This window comes from Kribbella sp. CWNU-51, from assembly GCF_054073265.1.
The window spans coordinates 1-26,162 of record NZ_JBSXMZ010000061.1 but is presented as its reverse complement, the minus strand read 5'-3'; the positions used below and the strand labels follow the sequence as shown (position 1 = coordinate 26,162).

Here is a 26,162-nt window from a genome sequence, read left to right as displayed (position 1 = left end):
CCCCAGGGGGCGAGGCTCTGCGGACTGAACCGCCTTCGCCCAAGGAAGTTTGCCCGATGGATGAGGACGCTCGGACCACGATCGCTATCGCCGAAGGCATTCTCGTGGAGCGCCATCGCATGACTCCGGCCGAAGCCGCTCAGTTGCTGGCCGACCTCGCTCGGGCCGACGACCTGTCCCTGGTCGAGTCCGCTGAGTGGGTGATCCTTCTGCGCTGGCCGCTGGCGTAGAAGGGCTACTCCGTTGGCCTGCCCCGGCTGCTGGCCGTCTTTGTGGGCTTCGGCTTGGCCAGGACGAGGAGTCCGATCATGGAGACGGCGGCGCCGGCGGTGATGAGGGTGGCCATGGGTACGGCGGTGTGTTCGCCGCCGAGTCCGGCGATCGGCGCGATGGTTCCGGCGGCGACCCATTGGACGAATCCCTGCACGGCGGATCCGGTGCCGGGGTGTTCGGGGACGGCGGCGGAGGCGAGGGCGCCGCCGTTGGGGATCATGAGGCCTTGTGCGGTCATCAGGACGAAGAAGCACACGAGCGCGAGGGGCAGTGGTGTGCCGAGCCACAGGGCGCCGGCCAGCATGGCAATTCCTGCGGCCAGAGCAGCGATCTGGCCGCTCAGGATGAGCTTGCGGGTGGAGACCCGTCCAGCGAGCCGGGCCGCGATCAGCGCGGCAACGGTCATCCCGGTGGCGTTGGCCGCGAAGTCGATGGAGTACGCGATCGGTGAGAGCCCGTTCATGGATTGCAGGACGAACGCGGATGTGGCGACGTAGGCGAACAGCGCGCCCATCGCGGCGCCGGCGACCACCAGGTAGCCGACGTACTCCCGGTTGGCCAGGACGACGCGCCCGGTGGCGAGGAAGTTGCCTAGCCCGCCGGCGTGACGGCGCTCGGGCGGGAGTGATTCGGGCACGGCGACCAGGGCCGCCAACGTCATCGCAAGACCGAGCGCCGCGACGAGCCAGAACGAGACCCGCCAGTGGGACAGTTGCAGGATGAGTCCGCCGACGAGCGGGCCGACGATGGGGGCGATGCCGCCGACTGCGGCGATGACGTTCAGTACCCGGACCAGCCGTACGCCGGTGGCCAGGTCGACGATGATCGCCCGGCCGATCACCATTGCCCAGCCGCCGGTGAATCCTTGGCCGAGCCTGGCCACCGTCATTACCGCGATGGTCGGCGCGAGCGCGCAGACGATCGAGGCCGCGGTCATGGTCAGCAGTGCCGCGAGCAGCGGGATCCGCCGGCCGCGTTGGTCCGAGACCGGGCCGCCGATCAGCTGGCCGAGCGCCATGCCGACGAAGAACGTTGTCAAGGTCAACTGGACTTGCGTCGCGGTGCTGGACAGGTCGCCGGCGACCTGCGGGAAGGCCGGGACGTACATGTCGGTGGCCAGCGGTGCGATCGCGGTCAAGAACACCACGGTCGCGACCAGCCCGGCGGTCAGTTGAGCCTGGCGGCGTGCTTTCAGCAGCGGTGGCGTCGGCCTGGTGACGTCCGGGGGCAATGGGGCCTGTTGCATCATGCCTCTTCAGGTTGCGGGTGGTGTCATCGCTGGAGCTGGACGGTGATGGAGCCGTCCATGGCCGCGATGCGCTCGGCGGCGTCGTCGTGCATGCGGCCCAGGACGACGATGCCGTCGTAGTCGGACTGGTCGCCGTAGTAGAGAACGAGATCGTTGCCGGGGGCGTAGTAGCCGACGTCGCCGACATCGGGGTCGGCGCCGGCCGGCTGACCGTCCAGGGACAGCGGTGACGGCAGACGACCTGTCTTCTCCACGCCGCCGTGGTCGCTCATCTCGACGGTGAGCGGCAGGCGCGCGGCCAGATCGCGGCTGGCCGCGCTGTCGTCGAGTGTGGCCTGGAAGTGCTGCTCACCGATCGTGATCTGAACTCTCATCCCGTCCCCTTCGGTGCTGCCCGTGCCGGGCAGGGTGGATCGCTCTTCCTCGGACGGCGATTCAGCCGGCGGGTCGACCGGCCCGGTGCTGGTCGGGGTCGCGGGCCGACCGGCGTCGCCGGTGGTTGCGCCGGTTCCGCAGGCAGCCACCGTCAACACGACGGCCGAGGCCAATACCGCGACGGCGGTAGAGCGAAAGCCCCTCATCGATCCTTCTCGTGGCAGGCTTGGTTCGGTTGGATCAGACGGTGAGCAGGACCTTGGTAGCGGTCCGCTGGTCCATGGCTCGGTAACCCTCGGCGGCCCGGTCCAGGGGCAGGGTCAGGTCGAAGACCTTGCCAGGGTTGATCTTGCGGTCCCAGATGAGCTGGATCAGGTCGGGCAGGTACTGCCGGACCGGGGCGGGGCCGCCGTGGATGTGGACGCCGGCCATGAACAGGTCGTCACCGGGGATCGCGACGTCGTGAGAGACGCCGACGAATCCGACGTGGCCGCCCGGCCGGGTGGAGTGGATGGCCTGCATCATCGCCTCCTGCGTGCCGACCGCCTCGATCACCGAGTGGGCTCCGAGCCCGCCGGTGAGCTCCTTGACCCGGGCAACGCCGTCGTCGCCGCGTTCCTCGACGATGTCGGTGGCGCCGAACTCCTTGGCCAGGGCCTGGCGATCGGCGTGGCGGCTGAACGCGACGATCCGCTCGGCGCCAAGCTGCTTGGCGGCCAGGATGCCCAACAGGCCCACAGCACCGTCACCGACGACCGCGACCGTCTTACCCGGACCCGCCTCGGCAGCGACAGCCGCGAACCAGCCCGTGCCGAGCACGTCGGAGGCCGCCATCAGCGACGGGATCAGGTCGCCATCGGGCATTCCCGGGGTGGCGACGAGAGTGCCGTCGGCCAGCGGGATGCGGGCCCGTTCAGACTGGGTGCCGATGGTCCCCATCAGGACGCTCTGCACGCAGTAGGCCTGATAGCCGGCCTGGCAGATCTCACAGGTGTTGTCGGAGGCCCAGAACGAGCCGACGACGAAGTCGCCGACCTTGATGGTGCGTACCTCGTCGCCGATCTCCTCGACGACGCCGACGTACTCATGGCCCATGACCTGGTGGTCGACGGGCTCGGTGCCGCGGTAGGGCCACAGGTCGCTGCCGCAGATGCAGGTCGCCGACAAGCGGATGATCGCGTCGGTCGGCACGAGGATCTTCGGATCTTCGCGGTCCTCGACCTGAACGTTCCCGGGTCCGTGCATCATTACCTGGCGCATTACCTACTCCTTGTTCGCGGCTGTCTCAACTCCCAAGTCAACCGGGCCTGGGAGGGCCGGAGAAGTCCCTGTCGATGGGTGTACTGACAGGGCACCCTTCCTCGGTCCGCGAAGCCTGCGCGCCGACTACTGTCGTGGTTGTGGACAACCGTCAGGAGGTACGCGAGTTCCTCACGACTCGCCGCGCCCGCATCACTCCGGACCAGGCAGGGCTTCCCACTACCGACGCCCGGCGGGTGCCGGGTCTTCGCCGCAGCGAGGTCGCAACGATCGCCGGTCTCAGCGTCGAGTACTACGCCCGCCTGGAACGCGGCCAGATCGCCGGCGCCTCCGCCGGCGTACTGGAAGCGCTCGCGCGAGCGCTTCAACTGGATGAGACCGAACGGGCTCACCTGTTCGACCTCGCCCGTGCCGCTGACGGCATCCCGACCTCGGGCCGTCCCCGCCGCCGGACAGCAGGCAAGGCAGCGTCGCGGCTCAGCCTGCAATGGGCGCTGGACGCGATCAAAGACGGCGTCGCGTTCGTCCGCGACCCGCACCAGAACCTGCTCGCCACGAACTCCCTGGGCCGCGCCTTCTACTCGCCGGTCATCGGCGACAGCGGACGCACACCGAACCTCGCCCGCTTCCAGTTCCTCGATCCCGCCTCCCGGGACTTCTATCCCGACTGGGACCTGTTCGCCCAGATGTGCGTCGGCATCATGCGCGCCGAAGCCGGCCGTGACCCGCACGACCGCGGACTCCAGGACCTCGTCGGCGAGCTCTCCACCCGCAGCGAGATCTTCCGCCGCCTCTGGGCCGACCACAACGTCCGCATCCACGGCACCGGCACCAAGCGGTTCAACCACCCCGACGTCGGCGAACTCACGCTCGTCTACGAAGAACTCGCCGTCACGGCCGAGCCGGGGCTGGTGCTCCTGGTCTACACCGCCGAACCCGGCTCACCATCCGCAGAACGACTCCAACTGCTCGCCTCGTGGGCAGCACCGGCACAAACCCCGACAGCAAACAGCTAAAGGAATCAATGCAAATCACCCGCAGCTCCAACGGACACCATCAAAGGACCCGCCGACTGGTTCACCGGCGACGTCTACATCGACGCCGTCGCCGCCGCCCCGCCACCCTCACGGGTCACCGCGAACCTGGTCCACTTCATGCCCGGGGCCCGCTCCCACTGGCACCGCCACCCACTGAGCCAAACCGTCTTCGTCACCGAAGGCATCGGACTGTGCCAGCGCCGAGGCGGTCCCATCGAGATCATCCGCCCCGGCGACCGGGTCTTCTTCGAGGCTCACGAGGAACACTGGCACGGCGCCGCCCCCAACCGCCTCATGGTCCACCTGGCCATCAACGAGGCCGACAGCCACCACGACGTCGTCCACTGGCTCAACCCCGTCACCGACGAGGAATACCGGGCCGCACCGACAGTCGCCTAATAACGCCGATCCAGTGACGCCTGTCAGCCGCCCGTCTGCCGACCAAACCCGGGCACCCGTCACCGAGGCACTTGACAAGTTCAGTGAAGGAAGCCGTTCCACTTCAGCTCGAACCTCGACCCGCCAGGCATGCCGCGGGGCCCCGGGATCTGTTCCTCGGCCCGGGCCAGTTCCAGCGCTACCGGCCCGATCAGACCAGTGCCCAGTTCGGCCACGATGTCAGAGTTGCTCTAGGCAAGCTTTAGGTCCATCGCCAGAGCGTTTCAGGCCGGTTGCGGCTCCGATCCGCCCCGTTGGCGGGCCGACACGTTATCGGCACCGACCGCAGCATCGGCGTCACCCAGGGTGGTGGTCCCGTCAGGCTTGGTCGGTGGGCATGATCCACATTTCACTGATGGCGCGGCCGAGTGACCATGTACGCGATGCCGTCGGCGATGCACCGACTGGTGCCCGGCGGTGGTGAGGGTGCGCAGCGTCTCGGTCGCTGGGGTACACATCTCCGCACCCGTGTAGCGCGATCCGTTGTTCCGCATGATCAGCGCATACCGATCCCGGGTCGTGAACGTCCCGTGCGGTGCGGTTGTCGGCCGGGTGGTGGCGTTGCCGTAGTAGGGCATCAGCCGCGCGTGGTGGTTGCCTGCTGCCGCGAACGTGTCGAACGGCTCAGTTGCCCGCTTGGTCGTGTTGTTGTTCCGCAGCGGCACCACCAGCGCCTCCGACTCACGAGTGGTCCGGGTCCTCATCACCTCACTCAGCGGCGTCGCGGTCTCGTTCCAGGTGCCACCGGCCGGAACCAGCAGCCCGGTCTCGTTGCGGGTCGTCATGGTCCGCATCGGCTCGCCCAGCAGTGCGGCGGTCTTGCCGTCACGGCCCTCGACCGGCACCAGCAACTCCGGCCGCACATACCGGGCCAGCCCGGCACGGATCCGCTCCATGGTCTTGTCGGCCAGCGGCCGGGTCCGGTCCCCGATCCGCTCCCCCACCAGTGACCAGTCGATCGCGGCAGCCGCCGGGAGCCAGCCGGGCTCAACGACCTGGTTGCGGCAGGCAACGTTCGGGCAGCGCCACACGTACTGTGCCCGGTACCGGCCCCAGGTCCGCTCGGGCTTCTTCCACGCCTGCATCGCCCGCACCATCCGGTCACACCCCGCGCAGTACGCCAGGGGGCGGGTCCACCGGTTCAGGTCCGGACATGTGGTCGTCCGCAGGTGCGCGACCACATACAACCTGTCACGGCTTTGAGGGGCAGGCATCCCGCCGCCCTGGGCGTGCATGCTGTTGAGGTAGACCACGTGCGTGCAGTAGCCGAGCGCGTCCAAACCGGAGCGCCACGCCGGCCAGAGCACCCACAGCGCGGCGTCGACGACGTTCTCGACCACGAGCGCGGCGTAGCGGTGGTGCTCGGCGAACCGGACCACGTCCCACATCGTCGCCCGCGACCGCTCGGCCGCCTCGTCGGGCAGGGTGTCACCGAACAGGTCCGGCATCGCGTCCACGTTGCGCTTGCGGCCCTTGGCCTGGGAATGGTTCGTGCACTCCGGCGAGGCCCACAGCACGTCGGTGCGCGGGTAGCGGCCCGGGTCGACCTGGGACAGGTCCGCGCAGTCGTGGTCCGTGGTCGGGTGGTTCGAATTGTGGGTCTCCACGGCCAGCTTCCAGTGATTCGCCGCCATCCGCACGCTCACCCCGGGCACCTGGACCGCGCCGGTGCTCGAGCCACCGGCACCGCAGAACAGATCAGTCACGGTCAACGTCATCGGTTCAACTCCTCTCAAGGGGTGGTGCGGGGAGCGCCGTGGGTGCGTGGTCCGTCACCACGACGCTCCCCGTGCCGGTGGGTTAGTTGGCGGTCTTGTCGCTGTTGTCGATGTGGTCGATCAGCTGCCAGTCGGCCTGGTCGGGGTCGATGCCGATGAACTTGCGGCCGCACGAGCAGACGCTCACGACCTGGCCGTTGCGGATCGGCTGCGGCGCCGGGGTCACGTCACGGTGCTCGGGCCAGCAGGTGTCGCAGTGCTCGGCAACGGCATCCACGAAGTACAGGTCAGGGGTGGTGTTGGTCGAGTGGTTCACGGTGGTCTCCTTGCGACTGGTCCGTTGCCCGCTGGTGGGCTTGTGTTGGCGGCAGCCCCGTCCTTTGGGGCCTGCCGGCTACTGCCGCCTACCGGACCGGCTAGAGGCTCCGCGCCAAGCGGTTCCGAAAGTTCTCGGTTGATGGACAAGGAAGTAAGCGCAGCGCCGCCGTCCATCAGGCGAGAACTTCCGGAACCGGTTCGGGTAGAGGGGGCCGGTCTGGTGCCGCCCACCAACCCCAGCCAGAGAAGGGATTTCGTCCCGGCCGGAGGCCGGGATCCTCTCCCGCCCGCCAGGGGCGGGAGAGCCTCGGGGCCTACGAACCGCTAGAGGTCCGCCACTCCGTCGGCGAGGTTTCGGCCCAGCTCGGCCGTCTCCTCGCCGGTGACCGCTCGTGTCAGCCAGCGGCTATGAAGGTCGGCGTAGAGCTTGACGTCGTCTTCACCGGTGACTGTCGACTCCCCGTGGGTCAGTTCGGCGGTGACGATCTGGCTGCCATCGCTCAACTCATAGAGGTTGTAGCCACTCCACGGGATCGCCGGCCAGGGTGCTCCGTGGGGCACGATGCCGATCGTCAGCCAGTCGCCACGGATTGCGAGCTCGGCAAGGTGTTCTAGCTGCGCTCGCGTGACGATCGGTGCGTGCAGGACCTGCTCGAGCATCACGAACGAAAACTGACGTGTGTGGTCGCCGAGGATCTTCTGGCGCTCAAGGCGTGCTGCGAGCGCGGCCTCGTGATCGAACATGTTCTCGGAGTCAGCCAACTCCATGATCGCCAGGGCGTACTGCGGAATCTGGAGCAGGCCGTGGATGGTGATCGGGTCGACGGCACGCAGGACCCGAGTGTCAGCCTCGATGTTTGTAACGTGGCCTTGTAGGTGCGCCTAGTCGCGCAACTGCAGTCGGTAGGCGACTGTCTCGGAATGGTCGACTGGCGGCGGAGTGACGCAACTGCCCGCCGCGCTAGGCGCCTGGCCCGCGTGGTCGCCCGGATCGCCGAGCTGACCGATGCCTCCGACAAGGGAGTATGTACCTAGACAGGTACGTAACGATGTGGGTACCTTCGGATGGTGGAAGCAGTCCTGCGAGCCGTGGCCGACGAGAGCCGGCGCACGATCCTCGACGCGCTGGCGCGGGGTCCGCGGACCGCGGGTGACCTGGCGACCTTGCTGCCGATCGCGCGTCCGGGCGTCTCGCGGCACCTACGCGTGCTGCGCGAGGCGGGCCTTGTCGAGGTCCGTCAGGAGGCGCAGCGCCGGGTGTACAGCATCCGGCTCGAGCCGCTGGCCGACGTGGACCAGTGGTTGGGTCGGTACCGCGCGTTGTGGGAGCACCGGCTGGACGCCCTGCACACGGAGGTGGCGCGGGGGAAGCGCGAACGAAGGAGCACCGCATGAGCAGCTCGGAAGACGGCCCGCGCATCCTGGGTCGGTTGGGTTCGGTAGACGGGGCGGGCGTCGTACGGATGGAGGACCGATTCGACACCGACATTGACGACGCATGGTCGGCGGTCACGGAGCCCCGGCGACTGGCCCGCTGGCTCGGCCAGGTCGAAGGCGACCTCCGCGTCGGAGGCACGTACCGGTTCCACTTCACGGCCAGCGGCGCCGAGGGCACGGGCCAGGTGCAGGAGTGCGAGCCCCCACGGCGCTTCCTGCTGCGCCACGCGATCGAGCGCCAGGTCAACCACTTCATCGAGGTGACCCTGGAGGCCCACGGCGACCAGACCGTGGTGGTCGTCGAGGAGCGCGGCATGCCCCTGAGCCACGTCGCCGCCTTCGGGGCCGGCATCCAGATCCATGTCGAGGACCTCGGCACCCATCTCGCCGGCCGCGAGGTCCCCGACGACAGCGACGCGCGGTGGGAGAAGCTGGAGGCCGTCTACGAACCGATGGCCGCCGCCCTCGGTTGATCTGAGACGACGCATCCTTGATACGGAGTTGCCAGCGGTCGCTCGGAGCCGTCGGTTGTTCCGCCGTGGCGAGGGACCCGGAGCACCGGCATGAAACGCGAACAAGCTAGATCTCGGGCACCGGATGGAGCGCCCAAGGAAGGAGGAGCGTATGCCCAGTGACCGCGGAGAAGACCTCATGCCGAGCGCCGACGACGCGGCCGTAGCGTCGTGGCTGGGCCGGCTACAGGATGCCTCCTTCGGCCGGGCCAGTCAGGCAACACGCACGGCCTACCCGCCGAACCGGCGGATGACCGGAACCCGGCTGGCCGGGTACCTGGCGCGCCGAACATACGCGCTCGCATCCACAACCCGGCCGGGGGGCCGTCCGCACGCCGTACCGACGAGGCCCATCCGTGGCTCGCGCTGTCCATCATCGAAGGCGAGCACGACCGCCACGCCGCCGTGCTGACCGAAGGCCCAGCCGAGGTGCTGACACCCTTCCGGACGACGTACGGAACATCACCGAGCTGCGCAACCGCGGCGGCAGCTTGGACTGGGCAGCGGCCGGGATACGGATCCGCCCGCAGCGGCTGTTCAGCTTCGCCGAGGTCGCGTGGCCGGATATATCGGCCTAGCTGATGAGCCTGCTGATCGAGTCACGAACCCCGGTGGCCACAACTGATACGTAGCGGTTTGTTGTCAAGTGGCAGGGTGAGGCGCCCGTCCTGGTTGTCCTGGGGCGGGCGCCTCGTGGCGTCGTCGGCTGGTTGGTGGTGAGCGTGTCGTTGGCGACGCGCGGTCAGGCTGATATGCGCGGGTTGGTTACCGCAGGACGGGGTGTTCGGCCGGAGCGGGTCCGCGGGTCTAGGGTCGAGCGTCGCCTTGATGGGCTCCTCATAGTTGTGTCGCGGGTCGCTCCACGCGCTGCTTCCACCTCGGTGGTCGACGGAGCCGGTTTGTGGATCTATTCCTCGAGCAGGGCCAGGGACCAGCACCAGCCGGCGAGTTCGCGGGCGATTGCGACGTTGGCGGAGCCGCTGGTTGCCGGCGTCGCCGCGGGCTCGGGCGGCGGGCGTGGCCAGTTCCCATCGGTCGCGCATGGTTTTGCCGACGACGTAACGGGCGCGGTGGTGCCAGGCGGCTTCGATCAGGAGCCTGCGGACGTGGGTGTTGCCGGTCTTGGTGATCGAGCCCTGTATCCGGGACTGGCCGGAGGAGTGCTCCGAGGGACAAGTCCGACGAACGCACCGATGGCGTTGCCGGTGAATCGGTGCCAGTCGCCGATCTCGACGGCCAGCGCGAACCCTGTCAGTGTGGAAACCCCACGCAGGCATCCCAGCCGGCGCACGATCGGGCTGAACTCACTGCCGGTGGCCAGCTGCTCGATCGCGGCGTCGAGACGGCTGCGGCGGGCCTGGACACTCAGCACGGCGTCGTAGTCGGACTCGAACGTCATCCGCAGCGGCACGGAGTCGAACGCCTGGCGGCCGATCTGGCGCAGCCAGGCATCGTGCGCGCCGGTCGATGCCCGCCCGCCGGAGTAGACGATGCCTTGGCGCAGCAACAGCTTCGACAGCCGGTACCTGGCTCGCATCAAGTCACCCCGGCAGTCCTTGCGGGCCCGGACCAGGTCTCGCGCGGTCTCCTGCTCGACGGTGGGCACTACCACCGGTGTGATCTCGTCCAGGCGCAGCAGCCGGGCCAGGTGGATCGCATCTCTTGCGTCGGTCTTGACCCGATCGCCGCTGGGTCGCTGCAACCTGCTCGGCGCCGCGACCACACACCGGATCCCCGCCGCGTTCAACGCAGGTGACAACCCGAACCCCGTCGGACCAGCCTCATACGTCACCGCCACCGGCCCGGGCAAGTGCCGCAACCACGACCGGATCTCAACGTGCGAAGGACTCAGCCTGGCCTCCACCAACTCGCCGGTCACACCATCGATCGCCGCCGCCGCGACCGACCGGGCGTGCACATCCAGCCCCACACTCGTACGCTCGGTAAACACCGGGGCCTCCCACACATGTCGGATAGGCCGAGCAGGCAGCTCCTACTCGGTAACTCACGAATCTGTGTGAGTGAGGCCCCGGCCCGCAACCACTCACCCGCGAGCAGTCACTCCATACCGTCTAGTCCATCATCCGCCCACTCGTTTGCGGCTATTGACAGCGTTCTTACCGATAACCCTCCTTGCGTGGCGGCCACTCGTGTGCCGGACACGGGTGGCGTGAAACGCGGACCGCCAGGGCCCCGGCCGTTGCTTGTCAAGGAGCCTCTGAGGGAGTAGGTGAGTCCTATGTACGCGGTCCGCGCGGGTGCCTGCTTCGACGGGGAGCGGTTCGTGGCCGGGGGGCGCCACCGTGCTGGTCGACCGCGGCCGCATCCTGGGGGTTGAGGCCGCCGCGTACGACCCGCCTGCGGACTGCTCGCTGCACGATCACGGTGTGACGCGACGGTGCTCCCCGGTCTGATCGACACGCATGTGCACTTGGTTGCCGACAGCGGGCCGATGGCGCTGGACCGGGTGGCCGGTTACAGCGACGAGGAGATCGATGCGGTGGTGACCGAGGCGCTGCGCCGGCAGCTGGCCGCCGGGGTGACCATGGTGCGCGACCTGGGTGACCGGAACTTCAACGTTGTCGACCGGCGCGACGCGCAGCGGTCCCGCGTCGACGCGTTGCCGTGGATCGTGGCCTCGGGCCCGCCGGTCACGACGCCCCGCGGGCATTGCTGGTACCTCGGCGGGGAGGCGGCCGGGGCCGACCAGCTGCTCGCCGCGATCCGGGAGCGGGTCGAGCGGCGGGTCGATGTGGTCAAGGTGATGGCCAGCGGGGGCATCTACACGGCCGACACCGACATTTATGCGCCCCAGTTCGCTCTCGAGGACCTGCAGCTGCTCGTGGACGCGGCCCACCGCGCGGGGCTGCCGGTGACCGCCCACGCACACGCGGCCCTGGCCATCGATCAGGCGGTCGCGGTCGGGCCCGACCGGCTTGAGCACGCCGGCTTCCTCGTGCGGTCGGCAGACGCGGCCGCGCCGGGGCTGGCCGCGCTGCGTAACATCTCTGCCTCCGCCGCGCAACTCCAGGCGTTGGCGGAGAGTGGGATGGCCGTGTGCCCCACCGTCGGAGGCTTCACGGTCGCGGCACTGCGCCGCGCGCCGGAGGCGTTGCAGCAGCGGATGCGCGAGGCCGGCGTTACCCCCGAGGAGTTGGTCGAGAAGCGCCAGAGTCTGGTCAAGCGGATGCATGCGGCCGGGGTCCGACTGGTCGGCGGCGCCGACGCCGGAATCGGCCCAAACAAGGCCCACGGGCTGTACGCCGAGTCGGTCGTGGAGCTGGCCGCGGTGGCCGGTGTGGTCGACTCGCTGGCTGCATCTACCAGCATCGCGGCCCAGGTGTGCGGGCTGGGCGAGCGCAAGGGGCGACTCGCCCCTGGCTACGACGCGGACCTGGTCGTGGTCGCCGGTGACCTGGCCCGGGACGTGACCGGGCTGCGAGAGGTACGCCAGGTCGTGCTGCGCGGGCAAACGGTGGGGTGATCGGCCCGGCAGGCCGGTCGAGAGCGGTCGACCTCGAGATAGTTTCGGCTGGCCTCCAGCCGGTGCGTTGCCGGCAAGGTGTCCACCTGGCTCGGGACGGCGTCAGCGGGGTGAGAGTCGTGGGTGGATTCGGTAGCGGAAGGAGTCGAAGCGGGCAGCGCCGGCGTTGTCGGTCCGAGCCGTGCTGAACAGGGCGATCCGGGCACCTCGATAGTCCGACCATGAGGCGACGTCGGTGTTGCCGAGCGGGTCGAAGGTCGTGCCGTCGAGGCTGTAGCTGTAGGTGACGTAGTCGCGTCCATCGACTGTCAGTTGCAGCCAGATCGGGCCGGTCTCGACACTGGGCCCAGTGGCATCGGTGTCGCCCATGGTGGCAACGCGGAACCGGTCGCCGTCGCGAGTAAGGGTGATCGCGGAGCTGCGGCGGCACAGGACGCCGAGACCGGCGGTCTGGTGGTCTGCGAAGTCGTCGGTGTGCAGTCGGACGGCTGCGGTAGCGCCCGCTGTGCCGAGCAGGCGTCGGGTCAGGGTGGAAGGAACGGCGCGCAGATCATGGGGACGCAGCGATCTCGATCCGTGCAGCACGAGGCCGTCGGCGAGGACCCACGATCCGGGGCGGGGCGCGTGATTCCACTCCCAGTCCGGGGCGAGCCCGTCAGCGCCGAAGTCGTCGTCAAGCGCCAGGTCCACGGGAGGCGTGGTGGACACCGGCGACCGTGCATGCCACGTCATCCGGCCCGGTGCGTCGGCGTCACCGGCCACGGGCCAGCCGTCGATCCACCTCACCGGAAGGACGCTGACGGGGCGGCCGTCGGCGTATCCGCCGCGTCCGTGATGGGTGACCAGGGACCATGAACCGTCGGGGTGGTCGACCAGCGCGCCCTGGTTGGGTTCCCGTTCACGATCCGCGCCGAGCCCCTGAAGAAGCAGGCGCTTGTCCCACGGGCCGTTCAGCGAGGCGGCCCGCATGATGACGAGGACCCGGTTGCCGTCGCCCCGGACCTCGTTGTGCAGCACGAAGTACTGCCCGTCGAGCTTGTAGATCTTGTTTCCCTCGCTGGTGTGCCAGTCGTCGATGACCGTTTTGCTGGCCAGGTCGATGGACCTACCATCCGGGCTCATGGGGATCAGCCAGGTGACCCAAGCACCGCGCCCCGGCGAGCTCGCCACGAGCCACGCCCGTCCGTCGTCGTCCCACAGCGGGCAGGGATCGTCCCACCCGGTCTCGTCGCTCAGCCGGTGCAGCGGCGACCAGGAGCCGGCCGGATGCTCGGCAGTGGTCACGAAAATGCCCTCGCCGAGCGTCGTGAAGTGCAGCCAGTACCGGCCCAGATGGTGGCGCAGGCTCCCGGCGTAGATGCCGAGGTTGTACCTGCCCATCCGGTCCCAGCGGTACTCCGGCCCCAGCACAGCCACATCCGGCACGGCCGCCCCGACGTGTCGCCACGAGACCAGGTCCCGCGAGTGCAGGACAGCCATCCCTGGCGAGTACTGGAACGTCGAGCTGACCATCCAGTAGTCGTCGCCGACCCTGATGACATCAGGATCGGAGTAGTCACCGGGAAGAACCGGATTGGCGTACAGGCCGGTGCCCAGGTGACCCCATCCAGGCAACGGCAGTCGCGCGCTCATGGGACCAGTCAACCAGCCGGTCATCAGGTTCCAGGACGCCTGCGGCACCTGCCGATCCTTCGCGTCCCCACAGCCAGTATCGACGTCCCCAAACGGCGCACTGGACCGTAACCGCGCCGGCAACCCTCTGCATCGAACCAGGGCCGCGGCAAAGCTCTCGCGGCTAGGCCGGCAGAGCCCACAGCCGATCGGCCTCCGTTCAGCCCCGTCGGGAACCGCGCCCGCGCGCCGCCAACAGCGGAGAATATTGCTGACCGGTCCACCCGCCAGGCCTGACCGCCCGGTGGTCATCCCCAATCCACGCTTCGCCGCCGCACCTGTCGCCAATGACGTCAAGTTCGCGAACAACATCCTCCGACCCGGCCCTACCAACCGATCGAACCCGCGACCGACGCACCCACCACACACGAGCAGCCCTAGCCCACCGCGCGATCTCTCAAGCTCGGGCTGGGAACCTACCGATGATCAAGAATTCGCCCGCCGCGCGTCCCCTCGGAGAATTCGCCCGGCGCGCGTCCCCTCGGAGAATGCAGGGGGTTGGGGACCCTGGTGCCACATCGGAGCATCGGTGCAGTATCGGCCGCGATTCCGCATCTGGCCAGGCGCCGAGGCACTCCATGACGGCGCGGTCGGACGATACCGGTGCGCCGCGCCGGCTGCCAACCGCCACCTTCACGTTCAACGCCCCGCGGTCACCTCGATCGGCGCCGCACGTGGGTACCGTAGCCGCACACCACACCCGACCGCCGTCAGCTGATGAACGGCATGACCCACACACGCCAGCAACCCCCACGATGATCTTGGAGCCCGGTCGGCTCACTACGACGTGCCGTCCGGCGAGAGATGCGGCGCGCGTCGCCGCGGGACGCCGGCACCATCGCTCACGAGGAGGCAATAGCCAATGGCTCAAAGAGTGGAGATCCTCCTCACGGACGACGTCGACGGCAACGAGCTCCCTGCCGGCAAGGGGGGAGATCGTGACCTTTGCACTCGACGGCGGCTCCTATGAGATCGACCTCAGCACCAAGAACGCCGCAGCGCTCCGCAGGGCGCTGGCTGTCTACATCGAAGCGGCGAGGCCGATCCGGAACGTGCGAGGCAAGAAGGTCACCCGCTCGACCATCGGCGCTGATGCTCGCACCGTGAAGGAGTGGGCTCGCGCCAACGGCTACGAGGTCAACGACCGGGGACGGGTACCGGCCGACATCAGGAAAGCCTTCGACGCGGCCAACTAGTCAGCTCCAGCGCAGCCCGGCCCGGTGATTCCCGCGCGACCCACGTGGGGGTATTGCTCACGCCCGCGGAAGCGGTGCACCACGTGCACTCACAGCGGCGGCCGGGTACGCGACTACCTTCTCGACGTGGGAGGTATCGAGTTGGGTGAGGCGAGGCGAAGGAGGCTGCGGTGCTGCGGCGACGGTAACAGCGGCGTTGAGGACACCGGCGGCAGGCCGTGGCTGAGCCCAAGGTCGCGTAGATCCGCGAGATCGATGCTCTCCCCGTCACGTATCTTCATCGACACGATGTCCGGCAGCGCTGTTCTGACGCGGTTCCGGATTCCCGCTCGACTCGCGGATGGTGAGCTCGTGGGGCACGGTGTAGACGCGGGCAGGGTCGCGGTTGCCCTCGATTCTGCTGATCAGGGCCTCGAACGTCCGGTCCGCCAGCAGGTCCAGGTCGGTGGCGACGCTGCTCAGGCTCGGGGATAGGTAGCGGCCGTCGACGATGTTGTCCCAGCCGATCACCGCGACGTCGTCGGGGACTCGGACCTGGTGCTCGATGAAGGTCCTGATGGCGCCGATCGCCAGCAGGTCGCTGGCGCAGACCAAGGCGTCGATCTGGCCGATCCGCGGCAGCAACTGCTCGGCCAGCGCCGCGCCCGTCTCCCGGGAGTAGCGGTCGCAGCGGAGCAGCCAGTCGTCCCGCGTTTCCAGGCCGAGTTCTTTCACGGCGGCCCGGAGGCCCCGGAACCGTAACTGGCCGACGCTCAAGGGCCGGGCGGGATTGCCGCCGATATAGGCGACCCGTCTCCGTCCGCCGTCGGCCAGGTGCCGCACGACATCGCGGGCGGACTGTTCGTTGTCGATCGCGACGTAGTCGGCCGCGCCCTCACTCAGGTGTTCACCGAGCAGCACCATCGGGGTGGACCGGCTCATGTCCGCCAGCCGCCGCGGGTCCATCGCCAGCGGGCTGTAGATCACGCCGTCGATGCTGTGGCCGGGATACCCGGCGGCGGCGCGCAGTTCGTGGTCGTCGCTGCGCCCGGTCTCGTCGGCGAAGACGGCGTACCCGTGCCGCTCCCCGGCCATGATCAGCGCGTGGGCCAACGCGCCCAGGTACGGCTCGTCGATCCGCGGCACGGCGAGAGCGACGATGTTGCTGCGACCGCTCTGCAACTGCCGCCCGACCAGGGACGGGATGTAGCCCAGTTCGGCGATGGCGGCCTTGACCCGGGCCCGGGTCTCGGCCTTCACGTGGCGCCGCTCGTGGACGACGTTGGTCACGGTCTTCAACGACACCCCGGCCAGTTCGGCGACGTCCTTCAGCCGGGCGGGACGAGCGGGCCGGCCGTTCGCGCCGGTGTCGACGTCAGGCGCCATCGTTCTCCCTTCGAGTGCCGCAAACACCCTAGGACGACATCTTGACAGAGCGGGTGCGCCCCGCCAGCATCGTTCCAACGTTAGAAGTTCTAACGTTAGAACTTTGCCCGATGCATTGCCCCCGACAAGGGAGTGGCTCGTGAAGAGGATTGCGTTCGTCGCCTCGGTCGTGTTGTCCACCGGCACGCTGCTCGCCACCGCGGCGTGCACGGGCGGCGCCCCGGGTGCCGGCTCCGGGGACGTCAAGCAGGACACCGGCGGTCAGCAGGAGATCCGGTACATGATCGGCCAGCCTGAGGATCCTGCTGATCTGGAGCTGATCAAGTCCGACCTGAAGACGTTCGAGACGAAGAACCCGGGGATCACTGTGAAGCTCGACGTGATCCCGAGCGAGAACGTCCGGACCGTCCTGCAGACCCAGTTGCGCTCGGGTCAGGGCCCCGATGTCTTCGGCTACGACACCGGACCAGGTTTCGCCGGTGCGCTGGCCAAGGCCGGGTTGGTGTACGACCTGACCGGTGCGTACGCCGAGCACAAGTGGCCGATCTACGACTTCGCCAAGAAGCGCGTCACCTTCGACGGCAAGATCGTCGGGGTACCGAGCCAGATCGAAGAGGTCGGCGTCTTCTACAACAAGACGCTGTTCGCGAAGTACGGGATCGCCCAGCCGACGAACCTCGCCGAGTTGACCGCCGCGGCCGAGAAGCTCAAGCAGAACAACGTCGTTCCGTTCGCGGTCAGCGACAAGGAAGGCTGGCAGGGCGGCCATCTGCTCAGCATGTCGCTGTCCAGCGCCGTCGGGTCGAAGGGCATGGACGACCTGCTGAACGGCCGTACGTCGTGGAACAGCCCACCGGTCGTGGAATCGCTGGCGGTGTGGAAGCAGTGGAACGACAAGAAACTGCTGACGCCGTCACCGACCGCGGTCAGCTACGACAACGCGAACGCCCTGTTCTACTCCGGCAAGGCGGCCATGAACCCGACCGGGAGCTGGCTGGCCCTGGACATTGAGCGGAACGCCAAGTTCGAGGTCGGCTTCATTCCGTTCCCGGCCAAGGACGGCGCCGGCATCTTCAGCGGTGGACTCGGGTCGGGCACGTTCGTGTCTGCGTCGACCAAGAAGGCGGACGCGTCGATCAAGTTCCTGGACTACCTGCTGACCCCCGACCACGGCCGCTGGGCCGCGGAGAAGCTGCAGGACATCCCGGCATACCCCATCGACACGGCCGGGATGAAGGCGTCGCCGTTGTTCAAGCAGGTGCTCGACGACTCGGCCAAGATCGCCGAGGGCACGGGTGACTTCGGGTACAACATCGACGTCCTGACCAGCGACGTCTTCAACAACGCGATGTGGAAAGGCATCCAGGGCATCCTGAGCGGCCAGGCCGATGCGGCAAAGGTGGCCGCGCAACTCCAGGCGGCCTACGAGAAGTCGGCCAAATAGATGGCTGTGGTCAGCAACGTTCCTGCGGTCACCCGCCGGGCCCAGGCGCGACTGGGCATCCTGCTCGCGCTCCCGGTGGCGGTGATCACGGCGATCTTCTTCGTGTTCCCGATGCTCAACGCCCTCTACTACTCGGTGGTCGACTTCGACGGCCTCGATCCGACCCCGCCGTTCGTCGGGCTGAGCAACTTCACCGAGATGTTCACCGATCCCGCGACCTGGCACGCCTTGGGCAACAACGCGATCTGGATCGTGATCGGCACCGCCGCGCCGATGATCATCGGGCTGCTGGTCGCGGTCGTGATCTGGTCCGGTCGGGGCGGCGGATCGATCTACCGCCTGCTGTTCTTCCTGCCCTTCATGCTGCCCGGCGTGGCGATCGGAATCGTCTGGGGGTGGATCTACGACCCTGTCAACGGCTGGGTCAACCGGGTGCTCGGGGCCGTCGGCCTCGGCGACCTGAGCCGCGGCTGGCTCGGGGATCCGAAGACCGCGATCTTCGCCGTCCTCGCGACCGCGATCTGGGCGACGTGCGGCTTCGTCACCATGATCATCGTGTCCGCGCTGCGCAACGTCGACGTCGAGCTGGTCGACGCGGCCCGGATCGACGGAGCGAACGCCGTACAGCGGCTGTGGCACATCTTGTTGCCACAGATCATGCCGGTCTTCCTGATGGTTCTGACCCTGACTCTGGTCGGCGGGTTCAGCGTCTTCGACATCATCTTCATCATGACCGGCGGCGGCCCGGCCGACGCGACCGACGTACTCGGGACCTATGCGTACTCGAGCTCCTTCCAGCTCAACCGGATCAGTTACGGCACCGTGCTGGCGCTGCTGATCACGGTCCTGGCGGTGCCGTTCACGATCATGCTCAACCGTCTCCAGCGACGGCTGTCGCTGCAAGGGCTGGGGGCCTGATGGTCGAACTACCTGTCGCCGTCTCGCGTCCCAGCCAGTCCGGAGCGCAGTCGGAAGTCCGCCGGCACGATGTACGCCGGTCCACGGGACTCGCGATCCGCCATGTGGTGCTGGTGGTGATGGCAGCGCTGACGCTGTTCCCGGTGCTGTTGATCGTCTCCACGGCACTCAAGACACCCCAGGACGTCCGCAGCGATCCGTTCGGATTGTTCTCCTCGTTCTCGCTGGAGAACCTGCGGTCGGCCTGGACGGTGGGTCGATTCAGCAGCTACCTGCTGGACAGCCTGCTGCTGACCGTGCCCAGTACGGTCGTGGTGATCGTGATCTCGACGATGGCCGGCTATGCCTTCGCCCGGTTGCCTTTCCCCGGACGTACGGCGGTCTTCTACGTCGTCGTACTCGGTCTCCTGGTGCCGTTCTTCACCTACATGATCCCGCTCTACTTCCAGCTCCGATCCATGGGACTGCTGGACAGCCTGGTCGGTGCCAACCTGGTGCTGATCTCGACCAACCTGTCGTTCGGGACGTTCTTCATGCGGGCCTTCTTCTCCGACCTTCCCGAAGAGCTGGAACAGGCCGCGCGGATCGACGGCGCCTCCGAGGGCCGGATCTTCGCGCAGGTGATGATGCCGCTGGTGAGCTCGGGAGCCGCTGCCCTGGCGGTCTTCACGTTCCTGAACAACTGGAACAACTTCCTGGTGCCGTTGCTCTACCTGCCCAGCGGGAAGTACCGGCCACTCACGGCCGGCCTCTACAACTTTACCGGCGGCCGCTCGATGGACATCGGACCACTTGCCGCCGGCACCTTGATCACCATCGTCCCGGTGATCGTGATCTTCGTCATCCTGCAACGACAGGTCACGCAGGGATTCATGTCCGGTGCCGTCAAGGGCTGACCCACACCACCCCGCAACTCTGCCGAACTCGAAGGAAACCTATGCCATCCCTGGTCAGATTCAGCTCACCACGCGTCGCAGAGGTCGTGCCCGACACCGAACGCACTCCGCAACCGGACGAGATCCTGATCCGTACGCTGTATTCGGGCATCTCTGCGGGTACCGAACTGACCGCCTACCGCGGCAGCAACCCCTACTTGAACAAGCGATGGGACGACGATTCCCGGCTCTTCGTCCAGGGTGACACCTCGATCAGCTATCCCGTCGATGGTTGGGGATATGAGGAGGTCGGCGAGGTCGTCTCCTTGGGTGCGGCTGCCGGCGGCGTGAGCGTCGGAGACGTGGTCTGGGGTACCTGGGGACATCGCAGCCACACAGTCAAGAAGGCGACCTGGGCCGCGCAGCGGATCCTGGACGCCACCGTCGATCCGCGTGTCGGCATCTTCAGCCAGATCGGTGCGATCGCACTGAACCTGGTACTGGACGCCGACATCCACGTCGGAGAGACGGTCGCCGTCTTCGGCCTCGGCGTACCCGGGCAACTGGCCGCTCAGCTGGCCCGGCTGAACGGCGGCCGCGTGATCGCCGTCGACGGGCTGCCGGCCCGCCGTCAACTGGCGCTGGACCTCGGCGCCGATTGTGCGCTCGACCCCGCCGACGGGGGGGTCGCGGAGCGGATCCGTGACCTCACCGAAGGCCGCGGCGCCGATGTGTGCCTCGAGGTGTCGGGCAGCTACCACGCCGTGCACGAGGCGGTTCGGTCAGTCGCGTACAGCTCGCGGGTCTGCGTGGCCGGCTTCATGCAAGGCGAGGGAGCCGGGCTGCGGCTGGGGGAGGAGTTCCACCACAACCGGGTGGCGCTGATCTGCTCGCAGATCTCCGGTGTCGCGCCGGCATTGCAGCATCGATGGAACTACGACCGACTCGCCAGGACAGCGATCCAGCTCGCCGCGGAGAAGCGGCTGAACGTCACCGACCTGATCACCCACACCGTTCCGATGGCGCAAGCCGCGGACGCCTTCCGGATGCTCGACGAACGTCCGCAGGAGGCACTGCAGGTTGTGCTCAGCTTCGACGAAGGAGTGACCGCATGAGCTTCCGGCTCGCTGCCGCCGAAATGACCCTGCCCGGCGAGACGTTGGAGGAGAAATCCGCCTTCGTCCGGAAGGTGGGCTTCGACGGAATCGAACTGTCCGCGCGCGGCGACGGCATCTTCGGATCGCGTCTCGACGAACTCCGACGGGCCCGGGATGCCGGCGTAGAGATGCCGACCGCGGTCGTGCACATGGACCACTTCATCGGCGACTTCGACGCCGATCGTCGCCGGGACGCGATCGAGCAGCTCAAGATCCAGTTGAGCACGATCGTGGCCGCAGGTGGCACTGGCATCGTCTCGCCGCACGCCTTCGGACTGTTCTCCCGACGATTGCCGCCGTTCCAGCCGCCCCGCTCGGTCGACGACTCCCGGGCGGCACTGGTCGAGGCTCTCCGTGAGGTGGGCGAGCACGCCGAGTCCGTCGGGGCGAAGGTGTACCTGGAGCCGTTGAACCGGTTCGAAGACTTCGTGATCAACCAGTTGGCCGATGCGGTCTCGGTGGTCGAGGAGGTCGGATCTCCCGGAGTCATGATCACCGCGGACACCTTCCACATGTCCATCGAGGAAGCACGGATCGGCGAGTCGATCAGGCAGGCCGGTTCGTTGATCGGGCACGTCCAGCTGGGGGACAGCAACCGGCTGGAGCCCGGGGCCGGTCACTACGACTGGGCAGAGACCCTGGAAGCCCTGGAGGCGATCGGCTATGAGGGCTGGTTGGCAATGGAATGCGGTCTCAGCGGCCCGGTCGACCAGATCCTGCCAGAGGTGGCCAAGCTGCTATCGCGCTGACCGGCGCGTTCCGATCGCATCGAGTCCGACCATGGCCGAGAGGTAGCTGGCCAGGCTGGTCGACGTGGTTTCGAACCAGAATCCGAACCGCGGTGAGCTCGCCGGACTGGCCGGTCCTGAAGCTTCCCGAGCAAGGCGCACGCCGAGGCGACCCGGCGCGTCGCGAACCTCCTCGACCTCGACGAACCAGCAGCGGCCTGTCTCTTGGACCTCCCACTACGGCAGATGCTGCCCGAGGAAAGGGCACGACTCGACCCAGCCAACCAGGCCATCACCAGCCAGCGGGCGCTGGACTGACGCGCTAGGCCGGGCCCGTTTGGCGATCCCCCTCGAACCGCCGCCCCGGGCCCGCCCGAGCGCATGGAGGCCGCGGTGACCGGCGCTGAGGCCTTCCACCGAAGTCACCGCCCCTCGCAGTGACCGCCCTCACTGGTCTTCACCGTGCCCACCAGCCCCGCTTCTCAACCCCCGGGCGGCCGACGATCGCAGAACCCCCGGCTGATGTGTCCGGTCGCGCGAGGGTGGGTACGAGAAGATCGGCGCCGCCGACCTCTATCGGCGGCCTCAGACGGTTCCCGGCCGCGCGCCTGGGGCCGGGAACCGTCGTGTCGAACCCTCTGCCCGTAAAGGGGTGGTCCTTCCACGAGACCCGCAGCGTCGATGATCAGTAGGAAGGGTGGCGCTGACGATCCACAGCAGTGCCACTGTCAGCCAGATGGGGCTGACGTTGGCCGGCGATGGCAGAACCCAGTGACCCCGACCCGCCGCAACGGCGAGCGTTTCGGCGAGTCGATGCTCGCCCGTGCCTTGTGTCTCGATCCGGCGCAATGGGTACCGATGAGGTGGTGGCCGCGGGGTTCGACCGATGGTCACCAGGCGTTCCCAGCCTCGCCAATTCGATGCAGCGAGGCTGGGAACCGCTGCCCTGCGTGGTGTCGCTGCTGGAGTCAGGCAGGGCCGTGGTTCGGCCGTGCCGGTTCGTGGTTCGGACCATGCGCCGGTGCTCCAGCCCAGCGCCCCGGAACGCCGGCCACCTGTCGTTAGCGGCCCGATGGTGTCGGGTACCGGAGATGAGACGGGAGCGGTGTTCGCCGGCGGCCTGGGGTCAAGCAGTCAGCCCTGAGACCCCGCCGAACAGAAGGATCCGCCGCAGCGTTGCGACTACCTGAGGATCGTGCTTCATCTCCACGGTGGTGCCGGCACCAACCATCCGGGCGAATCGGTGGCCCGGACGGCACCGGCCGACAACGGTACGTCGTTTCGCGTGTGATGGCGTGATGGCCAGTTCACGGATCGGTAGGGAGGCGGGAGCCATGGTCACAGGGCATGACGGCAACCCCGAGAACACAGCCGCAATCTCCGCTGATCCGATCGATCACGACATCCCAACCACACCACCACAGGCGGTGGGTGCACTGGACGCTGCGCACAACCCGAGTGCGCCGCCTGTCGACGACGCCGCTGCTGGACCGGCAGATCCGGTGCCAGATCTCGCGCCAGAGCCGACCGAGGTGGAGCCGGTGGTTGTGCCGCGGTGGGTGCAGGCGATTGTGGTGGCGGTCGCCTTGTTCGCGCTGACCGCGCTCGCGCGGGCGGCGGCGCCAGTGCTGATGATCTTCCTGGTCGCCGCGGTTGTCGCGTTGATCGTGAATCCGCTGGTTGTCGCGTTGCAGCGGGCGCGAGTGCCGCGCGGGATCGCCATCGTGGTGGTGTTCCTCGGGTTCTTCGTGGTGGTGGGCGGTGCAGTGGCGTTACTGGTCCGTCAGGTCGCCGTCCAGCTGTCGGCGTTCCAGGACGATCTGCCTCGCCTGATCGACTCGGCCAACGCCTCGCTGGCCAACTTCCAGGCCTGGCTGGACCAGCGCGGTATCGGCATCCAGATCAAGGCCCCGGGCCAGACCGCGCTGGACACCTTGCAGGCGTCGGTACTACGGGGCTCCGGCGACGTCGTCGCGTTCACCCGCGACCTGGTCACCCTGCTCGCCGAGGCCGCCTTCGTCCTCATCCTGACGCTGGTAATCACCATCTACATGCTCATCTACGCCGGCAGGATCGGCGCCCTGACCCGGCAGGTGATGCCGTCCGGAGACACGTCCGGAGACATCAGCATCGACGACGACTACCCCGCCCGGGTGCAGCGCGCCGTCTCCGGCTACGTCCGCGGCCAGCTCCTGTTCAGCCTCATCATGGGACTCAGCGCCGGGATCGCGCTGTGGCTGTTCGGGGCACTCGGCATCTTTCCGGCCGGGAAGACCTATGCGGTGTTCTTCGGTGTCTTCTACGCCCTGATGGAACTCATCCCCTATCTCGGACCGGTCCTTGGCGCGGCGCCGCCGATCCTGGTGGCGCTGTTCCAGGGCGATCTGTGGACCGCGGTGTGGCTGCTGCTGCTGTTCGTGGTGCTGCAGCAACTGGAAGGGCACGTGGTCGCGCCGCAGGTCTTCAGCCACAGCCTGCGCATCAACCCGCTGCTGGTGATGTTCGCACTGCTGCTCGGCGGCCACCTGCACGGCATCGCCGGCGCTCTGGTCGCGCTGCCGCTGGCCGCCATCGCCCGCGAAACCGTCCTCTACCTGCGCCACCACCTGATGCTCGAGCCCTGGGGCACCCCCACCGCCGCCACCCTGCGCGCCGGCCCACCGGCACCCGCCCCGGCGATCTCCCCACACGACCCGGCCACCACCGCCGACCGCCGCCCATCCGGGCTGAACGGAGCCGGCCTGCGGCAGTTGCTCCCCCGACTGCCCCGGCTTCTCCACCGCACTCACGGCGACGCCGCCGACGATCACCGACCCGGCGAGCACCACCCACGCGTGTAGCGGCGCAGCGAACAGGTCAGTCCGGGCAAGTTGGGGAGGTCGGGGAGGTCGGGGAGGTCGGGGAGGTTCTCAGTGACAAACGCAGGCAGCAACAGCACCCGGAGGCGCCAACGGCTCCACAATGCACCTACGCGGATCGGTGCGGGGATCGCTGCGACCGTGAGCAGCGCTTGGCGGCACCGGGTGCTCGGCATGGCCGCGGAGATCGCCTACTGGATGCTGCTGTCGCTGCCACCGCTGGCACTGTGCCTTCTCGGTCTGGTCGGCTACCTGGAGACCGTGTTCGGTGCGGATCTCGGTACCGTGATCGAGCAGCGGATCGTGCAGGTCGCCTCCCAGGCGCTCACCCCGCAGACCGTGACCAGTCTCGTGAAGCCGCTGGTCGACGATGTTCTCAGCAACGGCCGCGCCGACGTCGCCTCGGCCGGATTCCTCCTCGCGCTGTGGGCCGGCTCCACCGCGACCGCCAGCTACGTCAACGCGATCACGATCGCCTATGGCCAGCGCAACGAACGCGGCGCCGTGCACAGCCGGATCCTCGCCCTCGGCCTCTACCTGGCCGGCGTCGTGATCGGCGTCGTCCTCTTGCCGTTGCTCGTCGTCGGCCCGCAGACCCTGCTGCGGCTCGTGCCGGCCACCGGCCACGACCTCGCCCAGAACGTCCTCCGGCTCGCCTACTGGCCCACCCTGCTCGTCTTGTCGGTCCTGGCCCTGGTCACCCTCTACCACTACGCCGTACCGCGCCGCTCCCGGTGGCGCGACCACCTCCCCGGCGCCGCCATCGCCACTGTCATCTGGCTCGCCGGGGCCGCCGCCGTCCGCGTCTACCTGCGCTACGCCTTCGACACCGTCAACATCTACGGCCCGATCAGCGCCCCCATCGCCGCCCTGCTGTTCTTCTACCTCACCGCCCTCGCCGTCCTCCTCGGCGCCGAAGCCAACGCCCAGACACACCCCCAACCGAAGCCTCAAACGACGCCCGACCAGGAACCGGACGCACCCTGATCACGGGTCCACGCAGGTCCCGGCCAGCGGCGGCGTGTCCCGGGAGTGACGAAGCGCAGGATCGCGACGCACAATGAATCAGCCGCACACCAGCGCCCCGGAAGGGGGAATCGCCATGAACAGACGACACGCCAGGCACCTCCATCGGCACCCAGGCATCACCACGCTGTCAACCACGCCGAAGCAGCCCAACTCCGTCCCGCCGCTGGACACCGCGGCGACCGAGATCCGCATCAACCGGATGCTGATCATCGCCCGCTACCGGGCCTGGCGCCACGCCCGGCACTAGCCCCGGCACGCACCGCGGCCCGCAGGAGCATGCCGCACTACAAGCCGACGCGCCCGGCGCCTCGCGCGGCTCCTCGATGCGGTTGCGGCGGCGATCCTGGAGCTCTCGCTGCCGCGGATGCGGCCCGGAGACAGAGCACGACTCGCCCCTACCGGTCCGTCCCTCGTGGAGTGAGGAATCGCTCGATGACAGGACCTGGGAGTGTGTCTGGTGGAGGCGCTGGGCCGGGCCCGTCAGCGATGCCCCTCAGAATCGGTGACCCGGGCCCGCCCAAGCGCGGTGGAGGGCTACGGTGGCTCGGCGCTGAGGCCATTGACCAGGTCACTGCCCCTCAGCGGTGGCCGCCCCCACTGCCCACCACCGTTCCCAGCTCAGCGAATTCTCAACCCCTACCGGTCGATTATCGGAGACTCGTCGCTGGCCGTGTCCGGCCGAATGAGAGTGGGTACGAGAAGATCAACGGTCGCCCACCCCTCACAACGGTAACCGTGTCGACGGCTCCCGGTCGCGCGCCTGGGGCCGGGAACGTCGTATCGAACTCCCTGCGCCGAGCGCTGCGGATTCCTTCCGCGA

General features: G+C 68.2%; 25 protein-coding genes and 1 pseudogene. 15 read left to right on the top strand and 11 right to left on the bottom strand.

What is annotated here, in order from left to right; all coding sequences use genetic code 11:
- The first annotated feature begins 56 nt into the window (after window positions 1–56).
- Window positions 57–230, top strand: a complete 174-nt coding sequence (locus ACXC9Q_RS41690) for an ANTAR domain-containing protein (RefSeq protein WP_457062561.1) — start codon at window positions 57–59, stop codon at window positions 228–230.
- A 5-nt stretch (window positions 231–235) separates the two neighbouring features.
- Here ACXC9Q_RS41690 and ACXC9Q_RS41685 read toward each other — a convergent pair whose 3' ends face one another.
- Genes ACXC9Q_RS41685 through ACXC9Q_RS41675 form a run of 3 tightly spaced genes read right to left on the bottom strand, consistent with a single transcriptional unit; the run spans window position 236 to window position 3,157 of the window.
- Window positions 236–1,522: a multidrug effflux MFS transporter gene (locus ACXC9Q_RS41685; RefSeq protein WP_457062559.1), complete on the bottom strand. Its 1,287-nt coding sequence runs from the start codon at window positions 1,520–1,522 to the stop codon at window positions 236–238.
- A 23-nt stretch (window positions 1,523–1,545) separates the two neighbouring features.
- Window positions 1,546–2,103 (bottom strand): cyclophilin-like fold protein, encoded by a 558-nt coding sequence (locus ACXC9Q_RS41680; RefSeq protein ID WP_457062557.1) that lies wholly within the window; start codon window positions 2,101–2,103, stop codon window positions 1,546–1,548.
- Between the two features lie 34 nt (window positions 2,104–2,137).
- Window positions 2,138–3,157 (bottom strand): zinc-dependent alcohol dehydrogenase family protein, encoded by a 1,020-nt coding sequence (locus tag ACXC9Q_RS41675; RefSeq protein WP_457062556.1) that lies wholly within the window; start codon window positions 3,155–3,157, stop codon window positions 2,138–2,140.
- A gap of 140 nt (window positions 3,158–3,297) precedes the next feature.
- Here ACXC9Q_RS41675 and ACXC9Q_RS41670 point away from each other — a divergent pair, with 140 nt between their 5' ends.
- Window positions 3,298–4,173 (top strand): helix-turn-helix transcriptional regulator, encoded by an 876-nt coding sequence (locus ACXC9Q_RS41670; RefSeq protein WP_457062554.1) that lies wholly within the window; start codon window positions 3,298–3,300, stop codon window positions 4,171–4,173.
- Window positions 4,174–4,212: 39 nt separating this feature from the next.
- Window positions 4,213–4,593, top strand: coding sequence for a (R)-mandelonitrile lyase (locus ACXC9Q_RS41665; protein ID WP_457062590.1), 381 nt, complete (start codon window positions 4,213–4,215; stop codon window positions 4,591–4,593).
- 80 nt (window positions 4,594–4,673) lie between these two features.
- Here the strand turns inward: ACXC9Q_RS41665 and ACXC9Q_RS41660 are convergent, their stop codons facing one another.
- From ACXC9Q_RS41660 to ACXC9Q_RS41645, 4 genes are all read right to left on the bottom strand, one after another.
- Window positions 4,674–4,808, bottom strand: coding sequence for a hypothetical protein (locus tag ACXC9Q_RS41660; RefSeq protein WP_457062553.1), 135 nt, complete (start codon window positions 4,806–4,808; stop codon window positions 4,674–4,676).
- A gap of 48 nt (window positions 4,809–4,856) precedes the next feature.
- Window positions 4,857–6,350, bottom strand: coding sequence for a DNA cytosine methyltransferase (locus ACXC9Q_RS41655; RefSeq protein WP_457062552.1), 1,494 nt, complete (start codon window positions 6,348–6,350; stop codon window positions 4,857–4,859).
- 82 nt (window positions 6,351–6,432) lie between these two features.
- The gene (locus ACXC9Q_RS41650; RefSeq protein WP_457062551.1) at window positions 6,433–6,666 is read right to left on the bottom strand and encodes a hypothetical protein; all 234 of its coding nucleotides are present in this window, start codon (window positions 6,664–6,666) and stop codon (window positions 6,433–6,435) included.
- A gap of 326 nt (window positions 6,667–6,992) precedes the next feature.
- Entirely contained in the window at window positions 6,993–7,478 is a 486-nt protein-coding gene (locus tag ACXC9Q_RS41645; protein ID WP_457062588.1) for a DUF5753 domain-containing protein, read from the bottom strand.
- Between the two features lie 255 nt (window positions 7,479–7,733).
- On the opposite strand from ACXC9Q_RS41645, the gene ACXC9Q_RS41640 reads away from it, so the two are divergent.
- Window positions 7,734–8,063, top strand: a complete 330-nt coding sequence (locus ACXC9Q_RS41640; protein WP_457062550.1) for an ArsR/SmtB family transcription factor — start codon at window positions 7,734–7,736, stop codon at window positions 8,061–8,063.
- Window positions 8,060–8,578, top strand: a complete 519-nt coding sequence (locus ACXC9Q_RS41635) for an SRPBCC family protein (RefSeq protein ID WP_457062549.1) — start codon at window positions 8,060–8,062, stop codon at window positions 8,576–8,578. The genes ACXC9Q_RS41640 and ACXC9Q_RS41635 overlap by 4 nt, the downstream gene beginning before the upstream one ends.
- A gap of 638 nt (window positions 8,579–9,216) precedes the next feature.
- Here the strand turns inward: ACXC9Q_RS41635 and ACXC9Q_RS41630 are convergent.
- Both ACXC9Q_RS41630 and ACXC9Q_RS41625 read right to left on the bottom strand, forming a co-directional pair.
- Window positions 9,217–9,747: a hypothetical protein gene (locus ACXC9Q_RS41630; protein WP_457062586.1), complete on the bottom strand. Its 531-nt coding sequence runs from the start codon at window positions 9,745–9,747 to the stop codon at window positions 9,217–9,219.
- Entirely contained in the window at window positions 9,708–10,568 is an 861-nt protein-coding gene (locus tag ACXC9Q_RS41625) for an IS110 family RNA-guided transposase (protein ID WP_457062548.1), read from the bottom strand. Before ACXC9Q_RS41625 ends, ACXC9Q_RS41630 begins: the two co-directional genes overlap by 40 nt.
- 447 nt (window positions 10,569–11,015) lie before the next feature.
- Between ACXC9Q_RS41625 and ACXC9Q_RS41620 the strand changes: the two genes are divergently transcribed.
- Window positions 11,016–12,101 carry an amidohydrolase family protein gene (locus ACXC9Q_RS41620; protein WP_457062547.1) on the top strand — a complete coding sequence of 362 codons (1,086 nt, stop codon included), beginning with the start codon at window positions 11,016–11,018 and terminating at the stop codon, window positions 12,099–12,101.
- A 102-nt stretch (window positions 12,102–12,203) separates the two neighbouring features.
- Here ACXC9Q_RS41620 and ACXC9Q_RS41615 read toward each other — a convergent pair whose 3' ends face one another.
- Window positions 12,204–13,733, bottom strand: a complete 1,530-nt coding sequence (locus tag ACXC9Q_RS41615) for a family 43 glycosylhydrolase (RefSeq protein ID WP_457062545.1) — start codon at window positions 13,731–13,733, stop codon at window positions 12,204–12,206.
- A gap of 901 nt (window positions 13,734–14,634) precedes the next feature.
- Here ACXC9Q_RS41615 and ACXC9Q_RS41610 point away from each other — a divergent pair.
- Window positions 14,635–14,968 (top strand): annotated as a pseudogene (locus tag ACXC9Q_RS41610) (histone-like nucleoid-structuring protein Lsr2).
- 267 nt (window positions 14,969–15,235) lie between these two features.
- On the opposite strand, the gene ACXC9Q_RS41605 reads toward ACXC9Q_RS41610, so the two are convergent.
- Window positions 15,236–16,333 carry a LacI family DNA-binding transcriptional regulator gene (locus ACXC9Q_RS41605; RefSeq protein WP_457062544.1) on the bottom strand — a complete coding sequence of 366 codons (1,098 nt, stop codon included), beginning with the start codon at window positions 16,331–16,333 and terminating at the stop codon, window positions 15,236–15,238.
- Window positions 16,334–16,472: 139 nt separating this feature from the next.
- On the opposite strand from ACXC9Q_RS41605, the gene ACXC9Q_RS41600 reads away from it, so the two are divergent.
- From ACXC9Q_RS41600 to ACXC9Q_RS41565, 8 genes are all read left to right on the top strand, one after another.
- Entirely contained in the window at window positions 16,473–17,777 is a 1,305-nt protein-coding gene (locus tag ACXC9Q_RS41600) for an ABC transporter substrate-binding protein (protein WP_457062542.1), read from the top strand.
- Window positions 17,778–18,695: a carbohydrate ABC transporter permease gene (locus ACXC9Q_RS41595; RefSeq protein ID WP_457062540.1), complete on the top strand. Its 918-nt coding sequence runs from the start codon at window positions 17,778–17,780 to the stop codon at window positions 18,693–18,695.
- Window positions 18,695–19,591: a carbohydrate ABC transporter permease gene (locus ACXC9Q_RS41590; RefSeq protein WP_457062538.1), complete on the top strand. Its 897-nt coding sequence runs from the start codon at window positions 18,695–18,697 to the stop codon at window positions 19,589–19,591. Before ACXC9Q_RS41595 ends, ACXC9Q_RS41590 begins: the two co-directional genes overlap by 1 nt.
- Window positions 19,592–19,632: 41 nt before the next feature.
- Complete coding sequence (locus ACXC9Q_RS41585) at window positions 19,633–20,685, top strand: zinc-binding dehydrogenase (protein WP_457062536.1); 1,053 nt, start codon at window positions 19,633–19,635, stop codon at window positions 20,683–20,685.
- On the top strand, window positions 20,682–21,476 hold the full coding sequence (locus ACXC9Q_RS41580; protein WP_457062534.1) for a sugar phosphate isomerase/epimerase family protein: 795 nt from the start codon (window positions 20,682–20,684) through the stop codon (window positions 21,474–21,476). Before ACXC9Q_RS41585 ends, ACXC9Q_RS41580 begins: the two co-directional genes overlap by 4 nt.
- Before the next feature lie 1,313 nt (window positions 21,477–22,789).
- Entirely contained in the window at window positions 22,790–24,295 is a 1,506-nt protein-coding gene (locus ACXC9Q_RS41575; protein ID WP_457062533.1) for an AI-2E family transporter, read from the top strand.
- A gap of 159 nt (window positions 24,296–24,454) precedes the next feature.
- A complete protein-coding gene (locus ACXC9Q_RS41570) occupies window positions 24,455–25,300 on the top strand; it encodes a YihY/virulence factor BrkB family protein (RefSeq protein WP_457062532.1) in 846 nt (281 codons plus the stop codon).
- Between the two features lie 115 nt (window positions 25,301–25,415).
- A complete protein-coding gene (locus tag ACXC9Q_RS41565; RefSeq protein WP_457062531.1) occupies window positions 25,416–25,589 on the top strand; it encodes a hypothetical protein in 174 nt (57 codons plus the stop codon).
- Window positions 25,590–26,162: the final 573 nt, after the last annotated feature.

Excerpts from the sequence above, each read along its gene's own strand:
- ACXC9Q_RS41575 (WP_457062533.1), top strand. The coding sequence starts at position 22,790 with ATGGTCACAGGGCATGACGGCAACCCCGAGAACACAGCCGCAATCTCC.
- ACXC9Q_RS41605 (WP_457062544.1), bottom strand. The coding sequence starts at position 16,333 with ATGGCGCCTGACGTCGACACCGGCGCGAACGGCCGGCCCGCTCGTCCC.
- ACXC9Q_RS41680 (WP_457062557.1), bottom strand. The coding sequence starts at position 2,103 with ATGAGGGGCTTTCGCTCTACCGCCGTCGCGGTATTGGCCTCGGCCGTC.
- ACXC9Q_RS41590 (WP_457062538.1), top strand. The coding sequence starts at position 18,695 with ATGGTCGAACTACCTGTCGCCGTCTCGCGTCCCAGCCAGTCCGGAGCG.
- ACXC9Q_RS41580 (WP_457062534.1), top strand. The coding sequence starts at position 20,682 with ATGAGCTTCCGGCTCGCTGCCGCCGAAATGACCCTGCCCGGCGAGACG.
- ACXC9Q_RS41690 (WP_457062561.1), top strand. The coding sequence starts at position 57 with ATGGATGAGGACGCTCGGACCACGATCGCTATCGCCGAAGGCATTCTC.
- ACXC9Q_RS41685 (WP_457062559.1), bottom strand. The coding sequence starts at position 1,522 with ATGATGCAACAGGCCCCATTGCCCCCGGACGTCACCAGGCCGACGCCA.
- ACXC9Q_RS41655 (WP_457062552.1), bottom strand. The coding sequence starts at position 6,350 with ATGACGTTGACCGTGACTGATCTGTTCTGCGGTGCCGGTGGCTCGAGC.
- ACXC9Q_RS41640 (WP_457062550.1), top strand. The coding sequence starts at position 7,734 with ATGGTGGAAGCAGTCCTGCGAGCCGTGGCCGACGAGAGCCGGCGCACG.
- ACXC9Q_RS41635 (WP_457062549.1), top strand. The coding sequence starts at position 8,060 with ATGAGCAGCTCGGAAGACGGCCCGCGCATCCTGGGTCGGTTGGGTTCG.
- ACXC9Q_RS41595 (WP_457062540.1), top strand. The coding sequence starts at position 17,778 with ATGGCTGTGGTCAGCAACGTTCCTGCGGTCACCCGCCGGGCCCAGGCG.
- ACXC9Q_RS41675 (WP_457062556.1), bottom strand. The coding sequence starts at position 3,157 with ATGCGCCAGGTAATGATGCACGGACCCGGGAACGTTCAGGTCGAGGAC.
- ACXC9Q_RS41585 (WP_457062536.1), top strand. The coding sequence starts at position 19,633 with ATGCCATCCCTGGTCAGATTCAGCTCACCACGCGTCGCAGAGGTCGTG.
- ACXC9Q_RS41565 (WP_457062531.1), top strand. The coding sequence starts at position 25,416 with ATGAACAGACGACACGCCAGGCACCTCCATCGGCACCCAGGCATCACC.
- ACXC9Q_RS41615 (WP_457062545.1), bottom strand. The coding sequence starts at position 13,733 with ATGAGCGCGCGACTGCCGTTGCCTGGATGGGGTCACCTGGGCACCGGC.